General features: G+C 38.8%; 26 protein-coding genes. 19 read left to right on the plus strand and 7 right to left on the minus strand.

Annotation, left to right across the window (positions count from 1 at the left end; all coding sequences use genetic code 11):
• The 3 genes from FKZ43_RS11460 to FKZ43_RS07125 all read left to right on the plus strand — a co-directional run.
• A partial coding sequence (locus FKZ43_RS11460; protein WP_181180301.1) for a hypothetical protein occupies positions 1–217 on the plus strand: 217 nt, incomplete at its 5' end.
• Between the two features lie 29 nt (positions 218–246).
• On the plus strand, positions 247–906 hold the full coding sequence (locus tag FKZ43_RS07120; protein ID WP_140945190.1) for a hypothetical protein: 660 nt from the start codon (positions 247–249) through the stop codon (positions 904–906).
• 48 nt (positions 907–954) lie between these two features.
• The gene (locus FKZ43_RS07125) at positions 955–1,323 is read left to right on the plus strand and encodes a Spy/CpxP family protein refolding chaperone (protein ID WP_140945191.1); all 369 of its coding nucleotides are present in this window, start codon (positions 955–957) and stop codon (positions 1,321–1,323) included.
• On the opposite strand, the gene FKZ43_RS07130 is transcribed toward FKZ43_RS07125, so the two are convergent.
• Together FKZ43_RS07130 and FKZ43_RS07135 are read right to left on the minus strand one after the other, a co-directional pair.
• Entirely contained in the window at positions 1,320–2,141 is an 822-nt protein-coding gene (locus FKZ43_RS07130) for a TIGR02757 family protein (protein ID WP_140945192.1), read from the minus strand. The genes FKZ43_RS07125 and FKZ43_RS07130 overlap by 4 nt on opposite strands.
• Positions 2,138–3,685, minus strand: a complete 1,548-nt coding sequence (locus FKZ43_RS07135) for an FAD-dependent thymidylate synthase (protein WP_140945236.1) — start codon at positions 3,683–3,685, stop codon at positions 2,138–2,140. The genes FKZ43_RS07130 and FKZ43_RS07135 overlap by 4 nt, the downstream gene beginning before the upstream one ends.
• Before the next feature lie 130 nt (positions 3,686–3,815).
• Here FKZ43_RS07135 and FKZ43_RS07140 point away from each other — a divergent pair, with 130 nt between their 5' ends.
• The 6 genes from FKZ43_RS07140 to FKZ43_RS07165 are packed head-to-tail and all read left to right on the plus strand — an operon-like array spanning position 3,816 to position 8,429.
• Positions 3,816–4,499: a hypothetical protein gene (locus FKZ43_RS07140; RefSeq protein ID WP_140945193.1), complete on the plus strand. Its 684-nt coding sequence runs from the start codon at positions 3,816–3,818 to the stop codon at positions 4,497–4,499.
• Positions 4,500–4,520: 21 nt separating this feature from the next.
• A complete protein-coding gene (locus FKZ43_RS07145; RefSeq protein ID WP_140945194.1) occupies positions 4,521–5,333 on the plus strand; it encodes an undecaprenyl-diphosphate phosphatase in 813 nt (270 codons plus the stop codon).
• A gap of 15 nt (positions 5,334–5,348) precedes the next feature.
• Positions 5,349–5,936, plus strand: coding sequence for a peptidylprolyl isomerase (locus FKZ43_RS07150; protein WP_140945195.1), 588 nt, complete (start codon positions 5,349–5,351; stop codon positions 5,934–5,936).
• Between the two features lie 14 nt (positions 5,937–5,950).
• Entirely contained in the window at positions 5,951–7,390 is a 1,440-nt protein-coding gene (locus FKZ43_RS07155; RefSeq protein WP_140945196.1) for an APC family permease, read from the plus strand.
• Positions 7,390–8,154 (plus strand): DNA polymerase III subunit delta, encoded by a 765-nt coding sequence (holA, locus tag FKZ43_RS07160; protein WP_181180302.1) that lies wholly within the window; start codon positions 7,390–7,392, stop codon positions 8,152–8,154. The genes FKZ43_RS07155 and holA overlap by 1 nt, the downstream gene beginning before the upstream one ends.
• Complete coding sequence (locus FKZ43_RS07165; protein WP_140945198.1) at positions 8,133–8,429, plus strand: DNA polymerase III subunit delta; 297 nt, start codon at positions 8,133–8,135, stop codon at positions 8,427–8,429. The genes holA and FKZ43_RS07165 overlap by 22 nt, the downstream gene beginning before the upstream one ends.
• Here FKZ43_RS07165 and FKZ43_RS07170 read toward each other — a convergent pair.
• From FKZ43_RS07170 to folE, 4 genes are read right to left on the minus strand one after another with little or no spacing between them, the layout of a single operon-like run.
• Positions 8,426–9,379 (minus strand): D-2-hydroxyacid dehydrogenase, encoded by a 954-nt coding sequence (locus FKZ43_RS07170; protein ID WP_140945199.1) that lies wholly within the window; start codon positions 9,377–9,379, stop codon positions 8,426–8,428. The two genes, FKZ43_RS07165 and FKZ43_RS07170, sit on opposite strands and share 4 nt — an antisense overlap.
• Positions 9,376–10,386, minus strand: a complete 1,011-nt coding sequence (locus FKZ43_RS07175; protein WP_140945200.1) for an NAD(P)/FAD-dependent oxidoreductase — start codon at positions 10,384–10,386, stop codon at positions 9,376–9,378. Before FKZ43_RS07175 ends, FKZ43_RS07170 begins: the two co-directional genes overlap by 4 nt.
• Entirely contained in the window at positions 10,383–11,099 is a 717-nt protein-coding gene (locus tag FKZ43_RS07180; protein WP_140945201.1) for an SDR family oxidoreductase, read from the minus strand. Before FKZ43_RS07180 ends, FKZ43_RS07175 begins: the two co-directional genes overlap by 4 nt.
• 19 nt (positions 11,100–11,118) lie before the next feature.
• Positions 11,119–11,718, minus strand: a complete 600-nt coding sequence (folE, locus tag FKZ43_RS07185) for a GTP cyclohydrolase I FolE (RefSeq protein WP_140945202.1) — start codon at positions 11,716–11,718, stop codon at positions 11,119–11,121.
• 125 nt (positions 11,719–11,843) lie between these two features.
• Here folE and FKZ43_RS07190 point away from each other — a divergent pair, with 125 nt between their 5' ends.
• The 10 genes from FKZ43_RS07190 to FKZ43_RS07235 all read left to right on the plus strand — a co-directional run bounded on the left by FKZ43_RS07190 (position 11,844) and on the right by FKZ43_RS07235 (position 20,174).
• Positions 11,844–12,695, plus strand: a complete 852-nt coding sequence (locus FKZ43_RS07190) for a prohibitin family protein (protein ID WP_140945203.1) — start codon at positions 11,844–11,846, stop codon at positions 12,693–12,695.
• A gap of 18 nt (positions 12,696–12,713) precedes the next feature.
• On the plus strand, positions 12,714–13,835 hold the full coding sequence (locus FKZ43_RS07195; protein WP_140945204.1) for a DNA recombination protein RmuC: 1,122 nt from the start codon (positions 12,714–12,716) through the stop codon (positions 13,833–13,835).
• Positions 13,836–13,901: 66 nt separating this feature from the next.
• Entirely contained in the window at positions 13,902–14,507 is a 606-nt protein-coding gene (gene pgsA / locus FKZ43_RS07200; protein WP_140945205.1) for a CDP-diacylglycerol--glycerol-3-phosphate 3-phosphatidyltransferase, read from the plus strand.
• Positions 14,470–14,949, plus strand: coding sequence for a phosphatidylglycerophosphatase A family protein (locus FKZ43_RS07205; protein WP_140945206.1), 480 nt, complete (start codon positions 14,470–14,472; stop codon positions 14,947–14,949). The genes pgsA and FKZ43_RS07205 overlap by 38 nt, the downstream gene beginning before the upstream one ends.
• A 17-nt stretch (positions 14,950–14,966) precedes the next feature.
• Complete coding sequence (locus FKZ43_RS07210; RefSeq protein WP_140945207.1) at positions 14,967–16,217, plus strand: competence/damage-inducible protein A; 1,251 nt, start codon at positions 14,967–14,969, stop codon at positions 16,215–16,217.
• A complete protein-coding gene (gene thpR / locus FKZ43_RS07215; RefSeq protein WP_140945208.1) occupies positions 16,214–16,777 on the plus strand; it encodes an RNA 2',3'-cyclic phosphodiesterase in 564 nt (187 codons plus the stop codon). Before FKZ43_RS07210 ends, thpR begins: the two co-directional genes overlap by 4 nt.
• Before the next feature lie 6 nt (positions 16,778–16,783).
• Positions 16,784–17,866, plus strand: coding sequence for a recombinase RecA (gene recA, locus FKZ43_RS07220; RefSeq protein ID WP_140945209.1), 1,083 nt, complete (start codon positions 16,784–16,786; stop codon positions 17,864–17,866).
• 12 nt (positions 17,867–17,878) lie between these two features.
• The gene (locus tag FKZ43_RS07225) at positions 17,879–18,544 is read left to right on the plus strand and encodes a regulatory protein RecX (RefSeq protein ID WP_140945210.1); all 666 of its coding nucleotides are present in this window, start codon (positions 17,879–17,881) and stop codon (positions 18,542–18,544) included.
• 3 nt (positions 18,545–18,547) lie between these two features.
• The gene (locus tag FKZ43_RS07230; protein ID WP_140945211.1) at positions 18,548–19,603 is read left to right on the plus strand and encodes an AI-2E family transporter; all 1,056 of its coding nucleotides are present in this window, start codon (positions 18,548–18,550) and stop codon (positions 19,601–19,603) included.
• Positions 19,587–20,174 (plus strand): helix-turn-helix domain-containing protein, encoded by a 588-nt coding sequence (locus FKZ43_RS07235; RefSeq protein WP_140945212.1) that lies wholly within the window; start codon positions 19,587–19,589, stop codon positions 20,172–20,174. Before FKZ43_RS07230 ends, FKZ43_RS07235 begins: the two co-directional genes overlap by 17 nt.
• 213 nt (positions 20,175–20,387) lie before the next feature.
• On the opposite strand, the gene FKZ43_RS07240 is transcribed toward FKZ43_RS07235, so the two are convergent.
• Positions 20,388–20,701, minus strand: a 314-nt coding sequence (locus tag FKZ43_RS07240) for a DNA methyltransferase (protein WP_140945237.1), incomplete at its 5' end; no start/stop codon positions are given.

The following is a 20,701-nucleotide window of genomic DNA, read 5'->3' on the forward strand; positions in this document are numbered from 1 at the left end:
GAGGTTTGAAGATTTTAAAAGTTTTGTCATTGGGGAGTTAGCGAAAATAAGTCGGGAGATAGAGGAAATAAGAGTTGACATTAGAAATATAAACAGGCGAATTGATGATTTGTATCAGGTTGTCGTTAGACGCGAAGAGCATTATTCGCTCGTTGAAGAAGTCAGAAGATTGAGAGACGATGTTGAGATGTTAAAAAGAAAAGTTTTTCAACAGTAAAAGTTGAAATATAAGAAAAAGGGTGCTATATGGCGATAAAATTTTTAATCGTGTCGTTATCAATTTTCGCTTTCGGTTGTGCTCGTATCTATTATCCAGCCCTATGGAATTCTGTACCACCTGTTTCAACTCCGCATGTAGTTAGAGAAAATTTGGCTGTGTTTATGAGCGCGCATTACAATAATAGCAGTGGTTTCTATGAGGGGGAGTTAAATAATTCTTATCATCTTAATTTATCTTTGGCGGGCGGTGGAGATTTTTATAAGGGGTCTATTGGTGGATTTGCCTACTTTGGGAATTATCGGCAACTTTCATATTTTGGCTTTGGGTTTAGCCCTGATGTGGATATTTTTGTATCGCTTGGAGTTGTAGATGTCGGTGTTGGAGCAAGTAGCGGTATCTTTGGTGAGTTTGGAGATTATACGAATTTTAGAAGAGATAGGGGGGATGTATTGGGAGGTTTTCCTGCTGAAATGGGAGGGTTCGTTTTTGTTTATAATTTCCTTCAGTTTAATTTTTCAAAAAATGATAAACTTGCATTGAGAGTTAATTTTGGTTTGCCTGGTTTTATCTCGGCGAATTTAAGCTTCTTTAATATTAAGTATGGGGGATTGTGGGTTGGTTCAGGTATTGGAGAGAATGGAAATTTTGAAATCGCTTCGGTTGGCGTTTCGCTTAAAGTTAAATAATGCAACCGTTGTTTAACCTTTTGCGTCAAAAAAGAAAAAACTTTCGTTATGAACAGAAAAATTTTTCCATTGGTTATTTTTGCTTTCGCTTTGTTTTTAAGTGGTCATTTGGTTTCTCAAGATAGGGGTAGGGGCTTCGGTGGTTTTTTGGAAAGGTTGAAGTCGGAGCTTAAATTAACCCCGGAACAGACAGCGAAGATTCAAAAGATCCTTGATGATGCTCAAAAGCAAGCTGAAATTGACAGGCAGAAATATCAAGGTGATAGGGAAGCGATGATGAAGGCGATGCGCAATAGATGGGAAAAAATTGATAAGGAAATTGAAGCTGTTTTGACGAAGGATCAAAAGAAGAAATACGAGCAAATAAAGAAGGAAAGACAGGGAAGGATGAGGGAATGGCGTGGGAGGATGGATTAATTTTGTTCTTTTAGCTCAACGCCAAGCCCAAATATAGCGAAATCGTATTTCACTGGATCGCTCGGGTCAAATTTTTTAAGGTTAAATGTTATTTCTTCAGCGGTTTTCCACGAGTCGGTTTTCCTTTGCGTTAAGCCAAGAGCTCTGGAAATCTTTGAAACATGAGTGTCAAGTGGTATTATTAACTTTGATTTATCTACCTCCTCCCATAGACCAAGGTCGACCGAATCTTTTCTGACCATCCACCTGAGGAACATGTTTAACCTTTTACAAGCGCTATTTTTCTCAGGGTCTGGGATCAAACCTTTTACGCTTTCAGGAATCCCGTTGAATTTCGGCGGTGGGTCAAAGGAAAAAATCTCCTTTACGAAACCGGAAAGCGCTTGTTTTATCGTTGGTTGCTTTTCATCGTAATACTTTAGAAAGAGATTTTTTAAACTTCCATATTTTCTCAACGCTTGTTTTAAAAGGTAAAAAATCACAAGTAAATCTTTCCCCTCAATATTTCTGTATGCGAAATGGACGAAATTGTTAAGTGCCTTTTCATACCAAAAAGGATCAAACTCAAGTATGAATTCATACGGCTTATCACCGATCAGGTCAAAAAGATGTTCATTGCTAAGTAAAATAATCTTTCGGTTTCCCATTGCAAGGGTTGATGCTATAAATCCAGCAACTTCAATATCTTGTGGATTTTTAAATCTATGTGCGAATTTTATTGGGTCTGAGTTTATAAAGTCGGGTGTGTTGTATTTTTTGAAAAGCCAATCAAGGTAATCTTTTAAGTTTTTAAATTCCCGCGGTATTTGGAGTTTCATATCAACCTTGAGTATTCTTTTGGTTTTAATTTCCAAACCTTGACCCCGCAAAATCTTTCTCCTTCAGGGCAGATCGGTTTAATATTTGCAAGGTCTCTTATTGAGCATGGTGGCAAAAGGAATTTTCCAATTTTCGGATGAACCTCGGAGATTTGTTGAACTTCTTCAACGGATGCTCTCCATATCTCTTCTTGAGCGTTGTAACAAAGTCGCATTGCATATTTGTGATGGAGATTCAAAAGGTCACCGGATTCTGTAAATCTTATGCTTACAGCATTTGGCAAGAGATAAAGCACAAACTCTCCCGTGACCCCAAGCTTTTGCAACTTTGAGATGCTTTCCCAGGTTTTTTCCATGGTTTGAGTGTAAAGTTTTAGAGATTTATCATCGGTGGAAATTAAAGTTGGCGTTATATAATCGGGTTCTTCAGTGACTTGACAAATTAAAATCGGTCTTGAGCCCGGGGTCATCCTGTGTCTTTGATCCTGGGAATCGGCTGTGTGGCTCAATTTTTTCTTAAATGTGTATGAGACATGGAACATGGCTCTTGAAATTTTGCTATGTGTCGTCAAGACTAGGGACTGCGCAAGGATTTTGTTTAAAGCGGGATTCAAGACGAGATTTAAAGCCTCGTCGTCGCTTAACATCGTTGATGGTAACCCGAAAATTTCACGCACTGAGTCGGCAAGAATTTTCTCGGCGTTTGGTTTGTAGTCAACGAGAAGTGAAATTTTTTCCCCAAGTGAGTTATCAAATTCGCGGATAAAATCTTTTGTCGGTTTTTTCTCATCAAAACCCCTGAAAAAGTTGAACTCCAGAAGTTCATCTTCTTCAATTGGCTCTTCAAGGACAAGTTTATAATTTGGGTCAATTTTCAAGATTTCATCTATCATTTTCCCAACAACTATTCTTTGTTCAAGCGGAACATCAAACAATTTGCAGATTTTATAATATCTTAAAACGGTAATTGCGCTCACGGTATGATATAGATAAGCGAAGGTAGCAACGGGGAGAACATATCTTGCAATTTCTTGTGATTTTCTTTTGATGTCTTTTTTATATTTGTCCGCAATGGATTTTCTTCCTGGAAATCTTTTAAAGTATTCATTTTCAACTATCGGGATAAGAAGTTCGGTCAGTTTTTTATATGCTTCGTTTTGAAGCTCAACCGTTGAAGTATAAATCTCAAGCGCCTCCCCTTTAAGTGGAGGTATGAAGTAGTTCCCTGGCTTTACCTCAACATATCGTTGCGAGACCTGTTCCGAATTATAGAAAGGGTGGCTGTGAAGAAAAGACCAAATGAATTGTCTTGATACATTTTCTATTGCGAATTGAAAATGAGCGTGTTGAAATGTCGTGTGGTGACCCGCTTCATATATACTCTTTGCAAGTTCAATATATTTTTCAATCTCAATCTGGTCATCCGTAACTATTCCTTTTGAAGAATAGCAAGTCCTTGCGGTTGCAATGACATTTTTAAATGGGTTGTTAAAAAATTTTACGAGCTTTACAATTGGTTCTGGTGAGAGAGGTTTATCTATCATAACTTCATCTTTGGCTTGGTTTTGACTTAATATATCAACGCAAGTGTAAAAAATCAATTTAACATCGTCGGTTGAAATTTGAAGGGGATTTTTTTATTTTTAAAATATCAAGATAAAAGAAATTCACAGGATGAGAGTTTTAAAAGTTTTAGGTATCGTCGCCGTGATTTTCAATGTGATTTATGCGCAAAATTTAAATTTAAGCGGTAGAAATTATTTTTGTTTATCACTCGGGATGGGGGTGAGTTATGTTAATGTTCCAGATGTCGTTGATTATGTAAGGTCAATAAGTGGGGAAAGATTAAAGGATTTTGACGGGGCGCTTGAGCTTTGGCTTGCGCCGGAATTTAAAATCGGGCGAAACATCGCTGTTAAGTTTGAATACTCGTATATCAGCAAAAGTTATGAAGTTTGGAAGTCGGATTGGAGATATCTGTTTGATTATGAACTTCACAATCAGCTTCTCATCATAGATTACCTTTACTTTCAAAGACAGGAGATTTTTGTTTTAAAAATTGGCGCTGGATTTGGTCTTGTGAACGCCCGCTTTGTTCAGCACTTGCCCATGTCGGGTAAAGATGCGCTTTATAAATCAAATGGAGGGATGTTTAAAATTGAGGGTGTTTTCAGCTCACGGCTTGATTGGAGGGTTTTCGTCTATCTATCAACTGATTTAAAATTCGGTTTGACCGGAGAGTTAAAGGATGACAATGGGAATGTTCTGATAATTCGCAAACCATTTGGAGAGGATAGAAATTTGAGATTAAATTTTATCGGTGTTTCTTTCCGCGCTGGGTTTAGCGTTTATATTTGAAAATAAAAAGGGAACTTGCTGATGGACTATTTTGAAGCTGTTTTGCTTGCTATTTTACAGGGATTGACGGAGTTTTTGCCGATAAGTAGCTCTGGGCATTTAGTCATCGCTGAATATCTACTTGGTGTTAAGAAAAGCGAGATTGTGTTTGAGGTCTTCGTCCATTTTGGGACGATGTTAAGCGTCGTTTTGATATTTTGGCGAGATGTTGCGGAAATTTTGCGCTCTTTCTTTTCAAAAATTTTCAAAGTTAAAGAATTAGGTCAAAATTATAAAAACGATCCAAACTTTAAAACCGCTCTCTTGATACTGTGGGCGTCAATACCGGCTGGGATTATTGGGATTTTATTTGAGGATAAAATTGAAAATGTCTTTCAAAATCCAAAGTTAACATCCCTTTTTTTAATTTTCACTGGTCTCATCTTGTTTTCAACTCGTTTTGCTAAAAATAATCCCTTAAGGGATTTTAACATCGCTTCGTCTTTTGTTGTTGGTGTTGCACAGGCATTTGCGGTTTTGCCTGGGATATCAAGGTCAGGGACTACGATAAGCGCTGGGATGCTTTTGGGGATTGATGGTGTGAGAAGTGCTCGCTTTTCATTTCTTTTGTCTTTGCCAGCTATATTCGGTGCAACTCTTTTAAAGGTTAAAGAGCTCATATCAGGGGGGCATTTCGCTGATCCTACACAACTTACTATTTCATCTATTGTAGCTTTCGTTACTGGGTATGTTGCTATAAAATTTCTTCTAAGCGTTATCTCAAAGGGAAATTTCAAGTTGTTTGCTTATTATTGCTTTCTGGTTGGGATGATCGGTTTAATTTTTATAAAATAAAATTCGGGCGAAGATATGAGAAAATTAATTTTGGTCATTTCGGGACTTTTGTTCCTTTGCTCGTTTGGAGTTAAGTCGCAGACCAAGGAGAGCAAAGAGGAGGAGGTCGTCGTAATTGAAACGAAATTCGGCAATATAGTCATTGAGCTTTTTGATGATGTTGCTCCAAGGCATGCGCAAAATTTTAGAAAGCTTGTTAAAGAGGGTTTTTACAACGGGACGACATTTCACAGGGTTATACCTGATTTTGTAATTCAAGGTGGCGATCCTCTTTCAAAGGACAGTGATAAAAGTAACGATGGTCGTGGGGGACCTGGATATACACTTCCAGCGGAGATAAAAATGCCACATAAAAAAGGTTTCGTGGGGGCAGCTCGTCAGCCAGATAATGTTAACCCAGAGAAAAGGTCAAATGGAAGTCAATTTTATATTTGCTTGAAGGACCTTCCACATCTTGATGGGAATTATACTGTTTTTGGTAGAGTTATTGAAGGGATGGATGTTGTTGAGAAGATAGCCCATGTGCCCAGGGATAACAGGGATAATCCAATTGAGAGGGTTGAGATGAGGAGGGTTTATTTGAAGAAAATCAAAGTGAAATAAAAGACGGAGCTACTATGGCGCAAACCTTTGAAGTGCAAAAAGAGGTTAAGTTTGAAGCAAAGTTGGGGCTTTTTGATGCCACGATGATAGTTATGGGTTCAATGATTGGCTCGGGGATTTTCATAGCCCCATCAATTATGGCTGGTTATATGCCGGTTCCGCAATTTTTAATTTTGCTTTGGGTTGTGGGTGGAATTTTAACAGCTTTTGGCGCTATAGCATATGGTGAGCTTACAGCGATGATGCCGAAAGCAGGTGGGCAATATGTTTTTCTGCGCGAGGCGTATAGCCCAGTTTTGGGATTTTTATACGGTTGGACTCTTTTCTTCGTGATCCAAAGTGGTTTTATCGCTGCTGTTGCGATTGCATTTGCGAAATATCTTGGGGTTTTTATCCCAGCTTTGTCTGAAGAAAAGGTTATACTGAGTTTTGAAATTTTCGGTTGGAAATATATCCTTAACAGCGCTCAATTGGTCGGAATAGCTGTCATAGGAATTTTAACTTGTATAAATTGTTTTGGTGTTGTTTTCGGGGCGATAGTTCAAAATCTTTTCACAGTTTCAAAGATAGCAGCAATCGCTTTGCTTGTGTTGGTTGCTTTTACAGTTGGAAATGGAAGTTGGTCAAATTTGTTTGAAAGTTTCTCTTTTGAAAATTTTCATCCGATCGCACCGCCGGAGGCAATCTCAATGGGATTTCTCGCTGCTTTTGCTGTTGCGATGTCAAAGGCACTTTTTGCGTACGATGCGTGGAACTCGGTTACATTTGCAGCTGAGGAAGTTAAAAATCCACACAAAAATATACCCCGCTCGCTTGTGCTTGGGACAATTGGGGTGATGATTGTTTATGTGATTGCAAATATGACATATCTTTATATCCTTCCAGCGAAGGAAATGGCGCTTGTTCAGGACAATAGAGTTGCTGCAGCTGTTGCAGAGAAAATTTTCGGACCGCTTGGCGCACAACTTATCGCCATTGCAATTATGATCTCAACATTTGGTTGCGATAACGGATTAATTCTCGCAGCACCGAGGGTTTATTATGCGATGGCAAAAGATGGGTTATTCTTTAGAGGAGCTGGAAAGCTTCATCCTAAATATAAAACACCTGTGAATTCACTTATACTTCAAGGAGTATGGTCAAGTGTCTTAACTTTGAGTGGGACATATTCGGCGTTGTTGACATATACTGCTTTTGCTTCGCTTTTATTTAATGTTATGACTGTGTTCGCTGTCTTCGTATTACGCAAAAAATATCCCGAGCGTGAAAGACCATATAAGACCTGGGGTTATCCAATCGTTCCAATTCTTTATATTCTTGTTGCGCTCTTCTTTATAATTTATATCATTGTGGGTGATCCGAAAAGTTCTGGATTTGGACTTCTGTTAATCCTGATTGGCATACCTGCTTATGTTTATTGGTCAAGGGCTAAAATTAATAATTTACACGAATGATGGAAAAGGAGCGACTTGACTTTGACAAATTGCGTTTTGCTGTTAAGCATAAAAATTTTTCTCCCGTTTATATCTTTTATGGGAACGAGGAATTTTTAATTGAGGAATCAATAAAAACGATACTTGAAAACGCTTTGGATTCGGGATTGCGCGATTTCAATTTTGATGTTGTTTATGGAAATGAAATTGACCTTCAAGGCTTGCTTTCACTTCTTTACCTATTGCCTGTTATGAGTCCCAAAAGGGTTGTTGTGATGCGCAACGCTGAAAAATTTTTCAGTAAAATATCAAGATCAAGAAAGGCAAAAGATGAGGAGGCATTTACCAATTATCTAAAAAAGCCAAATCCAGATGCGATTTTTATAATTGTTTTAAACGAGCCCGACTTTGAGAAAGAGATATATAAAAAGGTTTTTGATCTTGGCACCGTTGTTGACCTTAAAGCGCCTTACGATTGGCAAATTCCAAGTTGGATTGCGAAAAGGGTTAAGGAAAAGGGCAAGGATATAACTGGTGATGCATGTAAGCTTCTTCAGGCGTATGTTGGCAATTCCCTGCGAGACCTTGAAAACGAAATCACAAAATTGCTCATCTTCATCGGAGATGATAAAAAGGTGATAGATATTGAGGATGTCAAGCAGGTTGTTGGCTTGTCAAGGTTGTTTACGGTTTTTGACCTTCAAAAGGCAATAGGGGAGAGAAACTTACAGCTTGCGATCACGATAGTGGAGAGAATGCTCAAGTGGGTGAATTCCCTCCAGTGATTTTAACTATGTTGACGAGATATTTCACGATGCTTTGGAAACTTTATGAACTTAAAAAAGTTGAGAGCGATCCAAAAAAACTTGCAAATTCGCTCCAGATCAGCCAATATCACATCAAAGAGTATCTTTATCATCTCAGCAAATTCAAAGAAGCAGAGATAAAGAATGCCTTTAAATACCTCATTGAAGCTGATGAACTGATAAAGACAAGCCCCGTTGATGAGAAAGTCGTGCTAAGTCAGATGATTTATAAGATAATTGCTGGGGGTGTTTAATAGCCAGCGATTTTGTCAACGACATTAATGAGTTGTTTTCCGTCAATATAAAGTTTGAAGTTTTCAATGAATAAATTCGTTGGTTCTTCCCAATAATTTGGGAATAAACCAGCGATATGCGGAGTTATGATGACATTTTCCATCTCCCAGAGAGGTGATTCAGGGGGTAAGGGTTCTTCTTCAAAGACATCAAGCCCCGCACCACTTATCTTTTTTTCAATCAGTGCATTTATCAGAGCTTTTTCATCAACGACAGCTCCTCGCCCAATGTTGAAAAAGTATGGTCGTTTCTTCATCAAGTCAAATTCCCTTTCACCAATTAAATGATATGTTTCTTCAGTCAAAGGCAAAACGACAACGATGAAGTCGGAATTTTCAAGAAGATGCTGAATGTTTTCCCTTGTTACAACCTCATCAACATTTTCAACTTCGGTTTTTGTCCTTTTCATTCCGATCACATACATCCCAAAAGATTTTGAAACGCGAGCAATTTGTTTCCCAATGTTTCCAAGTCCGAGGATTCCCATCGTTTTCCCATAAAGTGATTCAAATGAACGAGCGACTTGCTTATCCCATTTTTTTAATTTTTGATTCTCAAGGATTTGATCAATTTTTCTCGTCAAGGTTAAAATTATCCCAAATAAAAATTCCGTCATATGGAACTGGTGAATCCCTTTTGAACAGGTCACAATTACATCGCTATTTACAATCTCGGGATACAAAATCATATCAACTCCAGCGTAACCAAGGTGTATCCATTTCAAGTTCTTCGCCCTCTTCGCATGGTCTCTTTCAATGTCCCCGAAAATAATCTCAACCTCATCTATGATATCATTTATCTTTTGCTTTTCTGGATCGTAGATAATTTCGGCTTGATGCCCGATAGCGGAGATAATTTTTTCAAGGTGAGAATTTCTTATCCTATGTGTTATTATGAGTTTTCTTTTCATCCCGATTTAATCTTTTTAGGGACGAAATCACTGCTATGTCCTGGGAAAAATTTTGACGATGGGTCAATGTAATTTTTGGTGGAATTAACAGCAATCGCAGCTTCGCCAAAGCCAGTTGATATGAGTTTTAACTTCCCTAGATAGCTTACAATATCCCCAGCTGCGTAAACCCCAGGGATATTGGTTTCCATCTTTGAATTTACTTTGATTGCGTTCTTCTCAAGTTCAATTCCCCAGCCTTGTATGAATTCAAGGTTCGCCAGAAATCCGAGGGATAGAATTATATGTTGAACATCAAGATATGTTTCAGCGCCATTTCTGTTATCAAAGATCGTTGCTCCCTCAACATGTTCATCACCGTGAACGCGCTTTAACTCGTAGAAAGTCCTGACTTCAACCGTTGAATTAAAAAGTTTCTTCAAGCTATCCTCATGCGCTTTGAAAACATCCCTTCTATGAATTAGTGTTATATGTTTTGCAAGTCCTTCAAGGTTCAAAGCCCAGTCAACAGCTGAATCACCACCGCCGACTATCAATATGTTTTTCCCTTTAAAAATTGATTTATCTCGGACGATGTAATGAATCCCCTTTCCCTCAAGTTTATGAACATCGGGTATGTCAAGTTTTCTTGGGACGAAAGCACCAATGCCAAGTGTTAATACGACCGTTTTTGAAAGATGGGTATTCCCGTTTTCAGATGTAAGTTTTAAAATTTTTTCGCTTTCAAGATATTCAAGCTTCACAATTTTTTCATTCAGACAAACTGTTGGTTCATATTGAAGTGCTTGATTTATAAGATTTTCGGCTAAATCTTTAGCTAAAATTTTTGGGAAACCAGCGACATCGTAAATATATTTTTCTGGATAAAGTGCTGTAAGTTGTCCGCCAAGTTGTGGTAGTGCGTCAATGAGTTTTGTCTTCATATCTCTTAATCCGGCGTAATAAGTAGCATAAAGCCCAACCGGACCTGCACCGACAATGGTTATGTCAAAAGTTTCATCTTTCATCTCGGGTTTGTCGGTCTTAAAATTAAATGACTTAACATTGCTCTTTCTGGAAGCGTTGCTATTAAAAGAGCGGTTTGAGCTACATCTTCAGGTTTCAAAACCTTATCCTTTGTTGGTGGATTTGAACCAGCGACATTGGAAAAGTTCGTATCAACAGAGCCAGGACAAAGCGAGGCAACACGGATATTATATTCCCTAACCTCATGCATTATTGATTCGGTAAAGCCATTGACAGCCCATTTCGTAGCTGCATAGACAGCCATGTTTCTTACGCCAAGAGTTCCAGCTATTGATGATATATTTATTATCACGCCAGAGTTTTGTCTCATCATATGTGGTAGAACATACTTTGTAAATAGAAAAACACCGCGAAAGTTGACCGCAACCATTTTATCAAATTCTTCAGTTGTAAGCTCAACGACCGGCTTATAAATCCCGAATCCAGCGTTGTTAACGAGTATGTCAATTTTACCAAACTCTTGGATTGTTTTCTCTACAGATTTTTTAACATCGTTTTCATCCGAGACATCCCCTTTAAAAATCAAGCACTTACCGCCAGTTGATTCAATCTCATCTTTGAGGTTTTTCAGGTCTTGCTCGGTTCTCGCTATGGCTGAGATTTTAGCACCTTCTTTTGAAAATAAGAGGGCAATTGATCTACCTATCCCTCTGCTTGCTCCAGTTACTATGGCAACCTTGTTTTCAAGAAGCATTTCTGGTGAGGCTTTGTTTTCACATTAAATTTTCGCTGATCAAATGCATGAATTCATCCCTTGTTTTTGCATCCTTTACGAAAACACCATGCATAGCGCTTGTTGTCGCTACTGAATTTTGTTTTTCAACACCACGCATTATCATGCAAAGATGTTTTGCTTCAATTACCACTGCAACACCCTTGGGTTGTAAATATTCGTTTAGTGTGTCAGCTATTTGTTGTGTTAATCTTTCTTGAACTTGAAGTCGTCTGCTAAATACCTCAACTATTCTTGGTATCTTGCTCAATCCGACGATTTTTCCATTCGGGATGTATGCGATGTGAACTTTACCGTAGAAAGGCAAAAGATGATGCTCACACAAGCTGAAAAAGTCAATGTTTTTTACAATCACCATTTCGTTGTACTTCTCGTTGAAGACAGCACCGTTTAGGACTTTTTCTATGTCTTCACGATAACCTTTTGTCAGGTATTCAAATGCTTTAGCCACTCTCATTGGTGTTTTTTTGAGACCCTCGCGGTTTGGGTCTTCGCCGAGCTCTATCAAAAACTCATGTATCAAGCTTGCTATCTTTTCAAGGTCAGGTTTTACTGCTTCTTCAAGTTTATCAACTGACATTTTTACCTCCAAGTTTTATTTTTTAATTTAAAAACAACACAAAGGTTCACAATGTTTCTTGATTTTAAGTTTAAAATTTTTAAATTTTTTTCGCAAGTAAAACAAAAATTTAGGGGTGGAAGCTTATGACGCCGATAATCATTGCTTTGATAATCGCAGCCGGTATTTCAATTTACGGTTCAATAACCAGAAAAACAAAACAGACAACACCGATAGCAATTACTGTCTTAATAGTTGGGATGCTTTTCGCTTCAATTGTGACTGTTCCGGCTGGGCATGTTGGTGTTTTAACCCTTTTTGGAAAGGTTGATCCTGAGGAATTGCCTGAGGGGTTACATTTGATCAATCCGCTTAAATCGCTTCACATTATGTCAATACGGACACAGGAAATTTTTGAACACGCTGAGGTTCCAAGCAAAGAGGGGTTAAGCGTTGGGCTTGAGGTTTCTTTGCTTTATCATATTGAGCCGACAATGGCGAATGAAATTTACAGAACCATAGGTGAAAACTACGATGCTGTGCTTATCGTTCCGATGTTGAGGTCAGCTATAAGAAATGTTACTGTTTATCACGAGGCGAAGGAATTATACACATCGGGCAGAGAAGTGATAGCAAGTCAGATATTTAACGAGCTTGATAAAGCTTTGAGAAGTAGAGGCATAGTTGTTGAAAGTGTCCTGTTGCGTAAGATAGTTTTACCTGAGCAAGTTCAACAGGCGATCAACAATAAACTCGCAGCGGAACAGGAAGCTGAAAGGATGAAGTTTGTGATTTTAAAGGAAGAACAGGAAGCCAGAAGGAAAAGAATTGAAGCGCAGGGCATAGCCGACTTCCAAAATATAGTCCGTCAAGGGATAGATGAAAGGCTACTAAAATGGAAGGCGCTTGAGACGGTGAATGAACTTGCGAAGTCACCAAATGCGAAATTTATAATCCTCGGGGATAAATCAGGTCTTCCGATAATTGTTCAACCGTAAACAAAGAGGGGTTGTGAGATGAGCGAGATAATTTTGCTTTTTATCTTTTTTTTAGTTCTTCTTGGGATTTTTCTTTTTTTGATCCTCAAGCAAAGTCAGCGCAATGTTCAAATTTGGCAACAGGAGGTTTCAAATCTCAGGCTTGAGTTCAAACAGGAGCTTCAGGGAACGATTCAAAGTGTTAATTCACAAGTTCAAGGTGTAACAAGTCAGGTCAATGCTGTGGCTTTACAGCTTTCCAATCATGTGAATCAGACGATAAATCAGATGTTGACGGCGGTTGGAGATGCTTTGAAATCAATAACTGAGCAAGTTGGGCAGTCAACGGGGTTAGTGAGCCAACGACTTGACAACGCAGCTAAAATTATAGCCGAGCTTCAAAAGCAAGTGGGGCAACTTCAACAGGAGACGAGCCAGATCAAAAGTGTGGGGCAAAGCATTTCAAAACTTGAAGACCTTTTTAAAGGACAGCAGTTCAGAGGTAAATTTGGCGAGTTCTCTTTAAAGAAATTGATTGAGGATGTTCTTCCAAGTGATTTTTACGAGTTTCAGTATTCGTTCAGAAATGGTCAAAGGGTTGACGCTGTGATAAAATTTCAGGATAGGATTTTGCCGATAGATTCAAAATTCCCGCTTGACAATTATGTTAAGATGAGGGAAACAAAAGACGATGTTGAGCGGGATAAGGTGAGAAAGGAATTCTTTAAAGATGTCAAAAACAGGGTGAATGAAATCGCAAAGAAATATATCCTCCCAGATGAAAACACATTTGATTTTGCGATGATGTATATACCATCTGATGGGGTATATTATGATCTTATTTCGGGTGATGACGGCAGTGAAATCCTTGAGTATATGCACAGCCAGAAAGTCATCCCGGTTTCCCCGAGCATTTTTTATGCGCAATTGAGGGTTTTTACGCTCGGTTTCAGGGCTATTCAAGTTGAGAAGAACGCAAAGAGAATAGTTGATTCGCTTTCAAGGTTGAGGACTGAGCTTTTGAAGTTGATAGATGAATTTCAGACACTTGGAAGACACATAAATAGTGCTCAATCAAAATACATTGAAGTAAGCGGTAAATTAATGCAATTTAAGAGCTCGGTTGAACAAATCACAAGTTATGGGATGACGGCGGATTGAATTTGATTTAGTCGTGCGATTATATTAACTTAATTTCAGGTTAGAGAATCAAGGCGTAAATAAAAAATGACTTTGCCGAATCAACTTACAATTTTGCGCATCTTCCTTACCCCTGTCTTTGTCGCTTTGTTTCTCTCTGAAAATGTCTTTTTAAAACAACTATCTGTGCCAGTTTATATCCTCGCTGCTTTGACGGACTGGTATGACGGCTGGATTGCCAGAAAGTTCGGGTATATGACTAAGTGGGGAAGGTTTCTTGATCCGCTTGCGGATAAAATCTTGACATCATCGGCTTTTATTGCGTTTGCATCTTTAAAACTCGTTGAGACATGGATGGTTGTGGTAATAGTGGTTCGCGATCTTTTGATAACCATTTTGAGGTCATACGCTGAGTTTAAAGATAAACCGGTTGTAACCACAAAAAGCGCTAAAGTTAAAACATTTGTTCAGATGGTTTTCATCTATTATCTTCTTTTCGGCTATGTCGCTGATTTAAGTTTTGGAGAGTTAAATCTAAAGGATTCGGTCTTACATCCTGTTTTTTTGCATTGGTTGATGCTTTTTGTGACGGTTTTAACCTTATGGACTGGTTTGGTTTATCTTTATGATAACTGGAAAATAATCAAGCTTCTTTATGTTGCGACCTTCAGGAGAGCATCAGAATCAGCATAAGATATCAATCTCATCAAAATTAATAGCAACGGCTTTATTCTCGGGTTACGTGCCTTTTGCACCAGGGACAGTTGGAAGTTTGCTTGCTGTTTTAATTTACTGGTTTTTGATTAACTCAAATCTTTTCCTTTTCCTTCTTTCGGTATCTTTTTTTATCCTTGGGGTTTTTACTTCGGAGGAATTTGAGAAGCGAGATGGGCATGACCCGTCTGTTGTTGTAATAGACGAGGTTGTCGGTATGTGGATATCGCTTCTTTTTGTTGAGAAGAGGATTTTAAATGTTTTCGTTGCGTTCTTGATGTTCAGGGTTATGGATGTTTTAAAACCATTTCCAGCGCGTCGTTTTGATAGAATGAGCGGTGGTTTTGGAATAATGATGGACGATGTCATAGCTGGGGTTTACGCGAACATTTTAACGCACATTTTCGTATCTATTTCTTAAATAAATTTTTCACCGAAATGAAAGCCGAGATAATAAACATTGGAGATGAACTTCTCACAGGTCAGGTTATCAACACAAACGCAAGTTACATTGGGAGGAAACTCTCCGAGATCGGAATTAGCGTTGAGCGAGTTGTTTCTGTCGGTGATGTTGAAGAAGCTATAATTGATGAGTTGAAAAGGGCTTACGAGAACTTTGATGTTGTGATATTAACTGGGGGGCTTGGTCCAACTCACGACGATGTGACGAAAGGCGCTGTGTGCAAGTTTTTCAATACAGAGCTCGTTCTAAATGAAGAGGTTTTAAATCAAGTCAGGGAATTTTTGGCAAGGCGCGGTAGGACGGAACTTAACGAGGCAAATAAATCTCAGGCGCTTGTCCCGGCGAAGGCAAAAGTTATAATGAATTATTGGGGAACTGCTCCTGGTCTATTGTTTGAAGAAGGAGAAAAATATGTGATCGTTATGCCTGGGGTTCCAAAAGAGATGATGGGAATGATGGAAAGCTTCGTTATAAATTATCTTGCGCAAAAATCGGGCGGTAAAGTTATAAAACAAAGGATTTTGAAAACAACTGGGATTCCCGAAGCATATCTTTACGAAAGGTTAAAAGATGTGGTTGAAGAAATTGAAAAGTTCTGTAAAGTTGCTTTCTTGCCGTCAGTGATAGGTGTAAAGATTAGGATAACTGTCAAGGCGCAGGACCGAGCTGTTGCAGATGAACTTATAAACGAAGCGGAAGTTAAAATAAGGAAGAAAATTGACAAGTATATCTACGGTGTGGATGATGAAGAGATTGAAGAAGTCATCGGGAGATTACTTGTTGAAAGAGGATTAAAAATTGCGGTTGCTGAATCATGCACGGGTGGATTGATAGCAGATAGAATTACGAATGTGCCAGGCAGTTCAAGATATTTTGAGCGTGGAGTCGTTGCATACAGCAATGAAGCAAAGGTTCAAATTCTTGGTGTTCCTGAAGATTTGATAAAAGAACACGGGGCTGTTAGTCGCCAGGTCGCCGAAGCTATGGCTGAAGGTGTTAGAAGAATTTCCGGGGCTGATATAGGAATCTCAACAACTGGGATCGCTGGACCGACAGGCGCGACGCCTAATAAACCGATTGGTCTTGTTTGGATAGGTTATTCTGATAAAGACGGGGCATTTGCTAGAGAGTTTAGGTTTGGAGATGATCGGCTTGAGAATAAACAAAGGGCTTCACAAATGGCGCTTGAAATTTTAAGAAGAAAGTTGCTTGGCATTGAGATATGAAGATAAGAACTTTCATAGCAGTTGATGTCCCGAGTAAAATCAAGGATAAAATTTACGATATCGTTGAAGAGCTTAAAAAGGTTGGGGATGGAGTAAAGTGGGAGGCGAAGGAGAAGTTTCACATAACTTTAAAATTTCTTGGCGATGTGAATGAAGATGCGATAGATTCAATTTATAATGTTTTGAGCGATGCTTTAAGAGGCTTTGGGAAGTTCTCTGTAAACTACAAGGGGGTAGGTTGCTTTCCTGATTTTAAACATCCAAGAGTTATATGGGTTGGTTGCGAGGATGATAGCGGAAAGCTTTTTGAGCTTCAAAGAATAGTTGAAGAGAAGTTATGCGAACTTGGTTTTGAAAAGGAAGAGAGGGAATTTCACCCACACATAACTTTGGGGAGGGTTAAGAATTTGAAAAATTTGGAACGTTTGATTAATAAAATTGAAAGTATTAATTTTGAGTCAGAGCCAGGTGAGATAGCCGAGGTTCTAATAATGAAAAGTGACCTTAAACCAAGTGGTTCGGTTTATACGATTTTAAAGAAAATCAAATTAGGGGAGTGATTTAAAATGGCGCTTGACAAGAGCGAAAAGATGAAGATACTTCAAACGACGATTCAGCAGATTGAGAAGGAGTATGGTAAGGGAGCTATAATGCGTCTTGGCGAGGGACCCATTGCACGGGTTGAGGCAATTTCAACGGGTTCAATTTCGCTTGACGCAGCAATTGGAATTGGCGGTGTCCCGAGGGGAAGGATAACGGAGATTTTTGGACCTGAAGCATCGGGAAAGACGACGCTTTGTCTTCATATAATTGCGGAAGCACAGAAGAAGGGCGGGCTTGCTGCTTTTATTGATGCTGAGCATGCGCTTGACTTGAATTACGCTAAACGACTTGGGGTTGATGTAAGCAATTTGCTTTTATCACAACCGGAATTTGGAGAGCAAGCCCTTGAAATAGTTGAAGCGCTCGTTAGAAGTGGAGCAATTGATGTTGTGGTTATTGATTCCGTTGCTGCGCTCGTCCCAAGAGCTGAAGTTGAGGGTGAAATGGGAGATGCAACTATGGGAGCTCAAGCTCGGCTTATGTCTCAAGCTCTTAGAAAACTTGCATCGGCGATTAACAAGTCAAATACAAGTGTCATTTTCACGAATCAGCTCAGAAGTAAAATTGGCATTGTCTTCGGTAATCCCGAGACTACAACGGGTGGATATGCTTTGAAGTTTTATGCAGCTGTGCGACTTGATATAAGAAAAATTGACGTCATAAAGGAGGGTCAAGAGATAATTGGCAACAGGGTAAGGGTCAAGGTTGTGAAAAATAAAGTAGCTCCACCTTTTAAAGAGGCGGAGTTTGACATAATTTATAATGAGGGGATTTCAAAGATCAACGATCTCGTTGACACCGCTGTATCGCTTGGCATAATTCAAAAAAGTGGTTCTTGGTACTCGTATAAAGATGAACGCATAGGACAAGGGAGGGACGCCGTCAAAAAGTTTTTCACTGAGAATGAGGAATTATTGAGAGAGGTTGAATATCTCGTCAGGGAAAAACTTGGCTTGCTGCCAGAGGTTATAGAAAAGAGAGCAGAGGAAACAGAGGAGTCAATTGAGGAAGTGCAGCAGGAAAGCAAGGCGAGCAAAAAGAGATAGAATTTTAGATAAATGCCCACCGTAGTAGGTTTAAAGCGAAAAAAGAGAACGAGGGAATGGTATTTCGTATATTTAAGCGATGGGAGAGAGATTTTATCTTATATTGATTTCATAGTTAAGTTTAAAGTGAAAATAGGAAAACAATTAACCGAGGAACAGATCAAAGAGATGGAGTCTGAGTCAGAAGTTATTTTAGCAAAAGAAATAGCATATAAGTTTTTAAGTTATAAACCGAGAACTCAGAAAGAAGTAACAGATAGACTCAGGGCAAAAGGTTTTCAATCCGATTTGGTTTCAAGGGTTGTTGAGGAATTAAAGAATTACGGCTTTATAAACGATTTTGAATATGCAAGAAATTTCGTTCTTAGTAAATCACGATCAAAAACACTCGGTGCACTTGCCCTAAAACGCGAGCTTTTATCAAGAGGACTTTCAAATGAGATAATTGATGAAGTTTTATCGGAAAGAGAAAATTTGATAGATGAGTTTGAGATTGCTCTTAACTTAGCGCAGGGAAAGTTGAAACAAATTAAGTCGTTAAAGAAAAGGAAGAAGGGAAGAGATGAATATAAACGGCGAATTTATGAGTTCCTTTTGAGGCGTGGCTTTAAATTTGAAACGATAAATCGTGTCATGAGAGAGATATTTGATGATTTTGAAAACCTAACATCAGATTAATTTATGTTTTGGAGAAATTTTTTTGTTTTCATCGGCATCCCAGTGACTATACTTCTTTTTGTTTGGGTTGCGTCAAAGGCGATAGATATTTCGCTTATAGTTATAATTTCAGTTTTTTTATCCGTTGCTTTAAATCCGCTTGTTACATATTTTGAGAGTGTCGGTTTAAATCGCACTGTTGCCACTTTGATTGTTTTCGCGAGTTTATTGATTTTACTTGGGATTTTAATTTTTTTCCTGTTCCCTGCTTTCACAAATCAATTTAAAACCCTCGCTGAGCAACTTCAAAAGGTCCAGCTTGATGTTATAATTGGCAAGGCTATTCAAGATTTAAAGGATAAATTTCCAGTTTTAAGGGGGCTTGACCTTGAACATAAAGCACAGGCTCTAATTGCTGAGTATTCAATTAAAGCTGCTTCTGCTTTGACATCTGCGATCACAATGGCGGTTGAACTTCTACTTGCGCCTTTCGTTGCATTTTTCATCTTGAAAGATGGTGAGAAATTTAAAAAGAAGTTAATAAGGGCGATACCGAATAGATATTTTGAAATGGGATTAAATGTCCTTGATAAAATTGAGGCACAAGTTACTGGATATATTCGCGGTCTTGTTCTTGAGGCGACTGCTTTGGGGGTTATGTCAGCGATTGGTTCCTGGATTTTGGGAATAAATTTCGCCTTCGTCATAGGTCTTGTCGCCGGGGTTGCAAGCTTTGTCCCGTATATAGGAGCATTTGTTGGCGCTGTGCCCGCCCTTTTGATCTCCGTAGTTCAATTTGGCGACGGAAGGATGATTTTGCCTTTGATTATAATGTTCATCATAGTTCATCTTATAGATGACCTTGTCGTTCAACCTCTTGTTTATTCGCATTCGGTTGGCATGCACCCGGTTGAGGTTGTCTTTGTCCTTTTAATTTTCGGTGAGTTGTTCGGTTTGTTCGGGATGTTGATCGCTATACCAGTTGAAGCCATAATAAAAGTTTCTGTAAGGGAAATTTATTGGGGACTTACGCATTACAAAATCATCTCCGTGAGGTACAAAGGTGTTGAAACAGGTTGAGGTAGATGCAAGATTTATCGCTGAACAGTTGAGATTATTAAGGTTATCAACGGATAAGAAAATAACTGAGATAGCGGAAGCATCCGGTTTTTCCGTATCTTACATCTCACAAATTGAAAATGGTAAAAGGGAATTGAATTACAAAGCTTTAAGGCGAATTTTGTTAAATGGGTTTAGTGAAACCCTTTCAAGTTTTTTTGCCAAGATTTTTGACCAAAGCACGGATGATAATTCAAGCAGGGTATACGAAACACCTTTCAAACTTTACAACGAGGATAGAACTGTTGGGGTTGAAATTTTAATACCGACGAATTCCGCAAGGGAGATTGAGGTTGTAAAGCTATATTTGAACCCTAACTCTTCTTTTGACGATGAATTTAAAATTGATTTCAAACTTTACGGTCATGTTCAGTCAGGGGAAATTCTTATTGAGCATTCATACGGAGATATGCTCATATCTCAAGGGAAGGGTTTTGTTTTAAGTTTCTTTTCGGAACAAAATCTAAAGATAAGAAATCAATCTGAACACACCTCGGAAGTTTTTCTTATTTTCACTCCTCCTGTTTTTTAATTTTAAAATTTTGTGCTGTGGTTATCGTTGTGCTTTGAAACTTTTGATACGCTGTCCAGCGAAGATGCTCAATACTGCCTTGTCCTGCCAAACAGATAACAACTAAGGGACAATTTGAACAATCGGGGTTACGCTCATAACACCAATTCGTGGCTACTTGAAACGCTCCTTCGTCGACAAACATTGGCACTATTGTCTCAGAGAGGTCTATTGTCAATTCGTTCCAAACGAAACTGATCGAACGATAACTTCAAACTGAGGCTCTTCCCAAAACGATGCGCTTTCCATTCCTACTTTGGCTTGAATGATCGGCAAAAGTTCCAAGTCAATTTCGTAACCGATACAGGAACGACCAAGCAATCGTGCTACTTTCATCGTCGTTCCACTTCCCAAGAAAGGGTCAAGCACTGTCTCACCGATATGGGAAAAAAGAGTGATGAGCCGAAGGACGCGGAAGAGTTCTCTCGCAACACGGCTCATCATCTCCAGATATGCTTCATAAGTTGGGAACAAGTTTGGGTAGTCAA

The sequence above is a fragment of the Candidatus Thermokryptus mobilis genome (genome assembly GCF_900070205.1).
GTDB classification, from domain to species: Bacteria; Bacteroidota; Ignavibacteria; order Kryptoniales; family Kryptoniaceae; genus Kryptonium; species Kryptonium mobile.